Consider the following 5,654-nt stretch of genomic DNA (forward strand, 5'->3'; position numbering starts at 1 on the left):
CATTGTATGCAATCTCCTGACATCCGTGTGTACCTCCATGATCTCAAATGTTCATGTGAACTTATTCAATCATGTATTGGTGGATGTAATTTTGATTCATATGTTTTTGTTCACCTGAAAAATTCTGTTGTGGAACGAATAGTTTTATTGACAAATCTCTCCCCTCATTCTACCTGAAAGTCTGTCAGTTATATGATTTTCGGGTTTGAAGAGGTCAATTATCAGTTTGTTTGCATTCTCAAAAAAGGGTTATTGTTTCTTCATTCCAGATATACAATGCCAGTCGCCGTATCCCTTCTTAGCGAACCGGTATCTCCATGGTTTGTTTAATTTTTCATTTTTCATTACACTGAGAGGCTCAACAGGTTTTGCCGACACATCATCGAGATTTGCATCTTTGAATAACATAACCTGCCTGTTAAAACAGTCTTGCTTGTTGTATGCAAGCGGGAGTGCCATATTAATATCTGATTTGTACAGATAACTATCAAGTTTTCTGCCATCCTGGACAGATATCAGAAATTTCGAGATGTGACCCTTGATAGTTTGAGATACCGATTGATTCAGATTGTCATGAGTTTTTACGTCAAAAGCCAGGATCCTTCCGCCAGGCCTCAGTACCCGTTTCCATTCCTGAATTGCAACAGAGGGCTGAAGAAGAGTCCATAAAACCCACCTGCTTGTGATAACATCAAATGAGTTATCAGGATATGGGAGTGCCTCTGCATCTCCGACTTTCAAATCAAGACTCAGGCCCCGTTCAACTGCTTTTCGCTCACAAACAGAAAGCATCCCTGGAGAAAGATCTACTCCTGATACATCATGCCCTAATGCTGACAAAATCAAAGATATCGATCCTGTTCCTGTTCCGACATCAAGGATTCGTTTTGGACTTTCCCCTAGTTCATGTAAGAGAAACTTTTGCCAGAGTTCCTCTTCTTTCTTTGTGAGCCCGTGTTCTGGATAATTATCGTAAAATTTGCAATCTTTTGTCCACCATTCAGAGATCTCCTGTTTATACTGCTGAATAGTATCAGGTGAGCAGTTATCACTCATATCATTCACCTGCATTTATTTCCCCGGATGGAGATTTCCACCAAAGAACAGCACTGGTTAATTGCATCGGATATAATCCGTCTACAAGTTTATCCATGACATGCTGATTGATGAGTTCCTCTTTCTCCTTTGTCATGGTAGTAAACAGGTTGTAAAAAACAGAATACATCGTAATCATGTTCTCAGGAGATCGCCTGCTTTCACTGGTTATGATTCGCACTTCTGGATGGATATTATTCTCGTACAGAATATCGTAAATCAGAGGATATTCTGGGAACTGAGGTCTTGGTTTATCTCCGACAAGTGATTTCCATAATGTATCTTCTGTATGGGCGTTGTTTGGGATGCTTGCACTTAAACAGCAGTATCCTGAAGAGACTTTCTCCATTCGCTTTATCTGCTTGACAATATCACGAAACATCCAGATAACAGTAGACGATATCGCGAGATCATATGAGCCTGCCATTGACTGAACATCAACATCCTGCCAGATAGAAGGAATGATATCAAAATTTTCAACTCCTGCCTCAAGAGCATTTGCCTTTATATGGTTTTGCATCCCTTCAGCAGGTTCAACAGCAGTAACATGAGAGATGTTTTGCGCAAAAGGGATCACAAATGTGCCTGGACCGGACCCCACTTCGATCATCCTGCTTGTATCTGAAAGGACACCATTTGAAGAAAGAATATTATGAACAGTCCTGCCATACTTGTAGTTGTCTGTCTTTCTAGACTCTGAATAATCTGCAGAACGGGCTGTCCAGTCAGATATCTGGTAATCCCTGTTCATCTGGGAGAGACGTGCATCATAGATCTTTTCCCATTTCGTAACACTAGGGCTGGTCATGATACTCTCCACCAGAGAAGACCCATCTTTCCCTGACGTACATACATCCCGTCTTTAGAATGAGCTTTCAGATACTCGTCAATCATCGCTTCATCTTCAGGCTGTACTTCGCGGTATTTTTTCAGACCCAGAACCATCATTGACCGTGCAGATTGTACTGTTCGTTGCATGGTTGTTGGAAGAACACTGACCTCAGGGAATATCCCTCTGTTTTCTAAAATTCGCTTAACCATAATGAACCGGTCAGCATCATCACGGGGAATTCCCAGATTTTTATAAATCGGTTCAATTTGACCTGCTTCAAAGATACCATGTGCAACTGCACAATATTTTCTACTTACCCGTTGCATTCGCTCTATCTGAAAGAAGAGATCAGGAAAATGCCAGATTGCATGAGAGCAGATAGCGAGATCGTATTTCCCAAGATGCTCTGTGATCGCAATATCCTGCCAGGTATTTGGTATAAGAGAGATATTAGAAAGATTTCGCATTTCAGCCTGCTTTAAAAGGTTTTTAGCCATCTCGCATGCAGGTTCTACTGATGTCACAGACCGGACCTTTGCAGCGAAAGGAATTGAGATTGCACCAGGACCTGATCCGATATCAACAATATCCCAATTCGATTCAACCAACCCTTCTTTTACAAAATGGTTGAGAATTTTTCTTCCGTGATCAAAATCACTATTCACAATAAAATCTGCATAATCTTCTGCACGACTGTTCCAGTATTCAGGGGTGCACCGCAGACTTTCTTCAGAGCATAATTCAGCCCAGTTATCTTCCAAATCATCTGAATTTGTTTTCATGTATTTGTTCTCCGTGAGATCTTTTTTGTTCTCTGTTTTACCGAGCATTTTGGACAGACATGGATGTATCCATCAGAATCTGTTGTAACATCTGCATGAACGCCATATACCTTCTCGATCATCTCGCAGGTGAAGACTTCATCAGGAGGACCATATGACGATACTTTTCCTGAGTGTAAAACGACGACATTATCTGCATATCTGGCAGCGAGATTGAGATCATGGAGTGCAATAAGTGAGGTGATCTTTCTATCCTCGGTCACCTCTCTGATGAGATCAAAGAGTTCAAGCTGATGCTGCAGATCAAGTGAGTTCGTTGGTTCATCCATGAGAAGGATCCGGGGATCTTTCGCAATAGCCTGTGCAATTGAGACCATCTGTCGTTGTCCATCGCTCAGTTCGGTGAGATTGCGTTCGGCAAGATTTTCAATACCAAGATCGGTCAGGGTATCATATGCACATGTGACATCCTCATCAGGAACCTTCCACTTCAGAGAATGGATTCTCCCAAGAAGGACAGCTTCAAGAACACTCATAACAACCCCGGATGGATTATCCTGGGGGAGGTAACTTATCGCTCGTGAAAGATTATCCGGTGTTATATCCGCTGTTGACGTATTATCAAGATATACCGTCCCCTGAGGCTTTCTGATTCCTGCGATACAACTAAGCAGTGTTGATTTTCCAGCTCCGTTAGGGCCTAAAATAGCGGTGATCTTCTCATCGGTTATGAGGTTAATATCCTCAAGTACCGGATGGGAATTATATGCAAATGAGAGATCTACAACGTTCAGTTTCACCAGAATTCACTCCTTCTTCGAAGTATCAGATACAAAAAGAACGGAACTCCGATACACGATGTTGCAATGCCAATTGGAAAAATAGCCCCCGGAATTACGAGTTTACTGACTATTGATGAGACAGATAGTAAAAGGGCCCCGCCTAGGAGTGAAGCCGGAAGATAAAACCTGTGATCCTCGCCGACTACCATTCGGGAGATATGAGGGGCAACAAGTCCGATAAAGCCAATAATCCCCACAAAACAGACTGCAGTTGCAGTGAGTATTGAAATCAGGATAAACGATTTGATTCTGAGCCGTTCAACATTCACACCCAGACTTCTCGCTTTATTCTCTCCAAGACGCAATGCGGTCAGTTTCCATACATCTCTCAAAAAGAATGGGACAACTATAGCAAGCACTATCCCGACAATAGCAACTTTCGGCCATGTTGCCTTTACCATACTTCCAAACAACCAAAAAACTACAGCCTGAAGATCTTCCTGTGTTGAGATGTACTCAAGAAATGTGGTCAATGCATTAAAGAGGAAGAGAAGTGCAATCCCTGCTAGGACAAGGGTTTCTGTTGTTCCTTTCTTATGCCAGGCTATCAGGTATATCGAGATGCAACAGAGAATTGAAAAGATAAAGGCATTGATTGGGACAAGAAATTCATTCCCTCCGGGAATGACACCGACACCAAGAACGATTGCAAGAGCTGCCCCAAATCCTGCGGCTGCGGAAACTCCAAGGGTATATGGGCTGGCAAGAGGATTGTCCAGGATTGTCTGCATCTGTGCTCCTGCTATTCCAAGTGCTGCTCCTACAAATATCGCCATGATGGCCATAGGGAGGCGGATTATCCAGACAATCCGGTTGTTGACATCATTTCCATGTCCTAATAAAGCCTGAAGGACTTCCGGAACAGTAAGCCACGCCGGGCCGCTCATCACATCAATGGTGAATGAGATGATGAGTGTGATAAAAAGAGCCAGAATGCAAAAAAATTTGTGGGATGTAATTCCATGATACATCTCCACAGCGGTCTTCTTGACCGGTGAATCAGGTGTATTCATGATTACTTTGCAGGATCAAGCGTCCATACACCACTGAGCTCTACAGGCAGGTACTTTGAGAAGAACTTTTTCAGGTTCTCTTCTGGGTTTACATCCTTGAACTCATCCGGATACAAGGATTTAGCAATATACTGGAATGCTGCAAAGTCAATGATATCTCTGCTCAGGCCATGATAAATGCCATATACCCGGTTGTTTTTCATCGCAGAGAGTGACTCCCATCCGTCGCGTTTGAGATAGGGTTCCAGGGTATCACGTGCCTTTTGTTCGGTTGAATCAAATCCAAGTCTGAATGATGCAGCCTCTTTAGGCCAGTATGATCCAGTATAGATGATGACTTCTGGATCCTTCTTTAGAATAACTTCCTGGCTGAGTGGGCCATATGTTTGGATTGCTCCCTCGGCAATATTGTCACCATGGCACATCTCAATGAGTGCTCCCCACATATAATTGCCATATGAATTGGACAGCTCACCAGCATTCTTATTAGCACATTCAACATAGACTCGTGGTTTTGGTCCTGTAATTTTGCCAAGTCGTGAATTGACGATGTCCATCTGTGCTTTATAATCACTAAAGAGTTCTTTTGCCCTGTCTTCTTTTCCGAGAAGTTCTCCCATCAGTTCAATGCTTTTTTGATGGTTGGCAAGCGTTTCAGCATGATAATCTATAGCAACAACAGGAATACCTGCTTCCTCTACTTTTTTGTAGACCTCAACGGCTGTATCGTAGGTATTTTTTGGAACTATAAGAACGTCAGGTTTGAGAGAAACAACAGATTCGACATTCAGATCTTTTCCAGTACCCACAACCGGGACATTTTTGAGTTCAGGAACCGCTTCTACAAATTTGTTCCAGATATCTGCCCTGTTATCCTGAAGACCATTATCAATTGCTGCAATCTTTTTTATTGCATCATTTCCCTCAAGAGCAAAGAGTGTATAAAAAGGTCCACCACTCCCACTATCCTGGAGAACAATTTTGTCAACTGGGACTTTGAGGGTTACCTGATGTCCATTAATGTCAGTCAGGGTCTTTTCTGTCTTCTCTGCAAAGCCTGATACGGCAAGCAAAGAAATTAAAAGAATTG

The 5,654-nt window shown here is 42.5% G+C and carries 6 protein-coding genes; all 6 read right to left on the reverse strand.

Translation table 11 applies throughout. The annotated features are described in order from the left end of the window. Positions 1-249 precede the first annotated feature (249 nt). Positions 250-1,056 (reverse strand): class I SAM-dependent methyltransferase, encoded by an 807-nt coding sequence (locus tag VN429_RS04350; RefSeq protein WP_325630183.1) that lies wholly within the window; start codon positions 1,054-1,056, stop codon positions 250-252. A gap of 1 nt (position 1,057) precedes the next feature. Continuing rightward, the gene (locus VN429_RS04355; protein WP_325630185.1) at positions 1,058-1,903 is read right to left on the reverse strand and encodes a class I SAM-dependent methyltransferase; all 846 of its coding nucleotides are present in this window, start codon (positions 1,901-1,903) and stop codon (positions 1,058-1,060) included. Beyond that, positions 1,900-2,709, reverse strand: coding sequence for a class I SAM-dependent methyltransferase (locus tag VN429_RS04360; RefSeq protein ID WP_325630189.1), 810 nt, complete (start codon positions 2,707-2,709; stop codon positions 1,900-1,902). Before VN429_RS04360 ends, VN429_RS04355 begins: the two co-directional genes overlap by 4 nt. Beyond that, entirely contained in the window at positions 2,706-3,509 is an 804-nt protein-coding gene (locus VN429_RS04365) for an ABC transporter ATP-binding protein (RefSeq protein ID WP_325630191.1), read from the reverse strand. Before VN429_RS04365 ends, VN429_RS04360 begins: the two co-directional genes overlap by 4 nt. Further along, entirely contained in the window at positions 3,506-4,564 is a 1,059-nt protein-coding gene (locus VN429_RS04370) for a FecCD family ABC transporter permease (RefSeq protein WP_325630193.1), read from the reverse strand. The genes VN429_RS04365 and VN429_RS04370 overlap by 4 nt, the downstream gene beginning before the upstream one ends. A 2-nt stretch (positions 4,565-4,566) precedes the next feature. Continuing rightward, a partial coding sequence (locus VN429_RS04375; protein WP_325630195.1) for an ABC transporter substrate-binding protein occupies positions 4,567-5,654 on the reverse strand: 1,088 nt, incomplete at its 5' end.

The organism is Methanospirillum sp. (genome assembly GCF_035560735.1).
In the GTDB taxonomy this organism is placed as follows: Archaea; Halobacteriota; Methanomicrobia; order Methanomicrobiales; family Methanospirillaceae; genus Methanospirillum.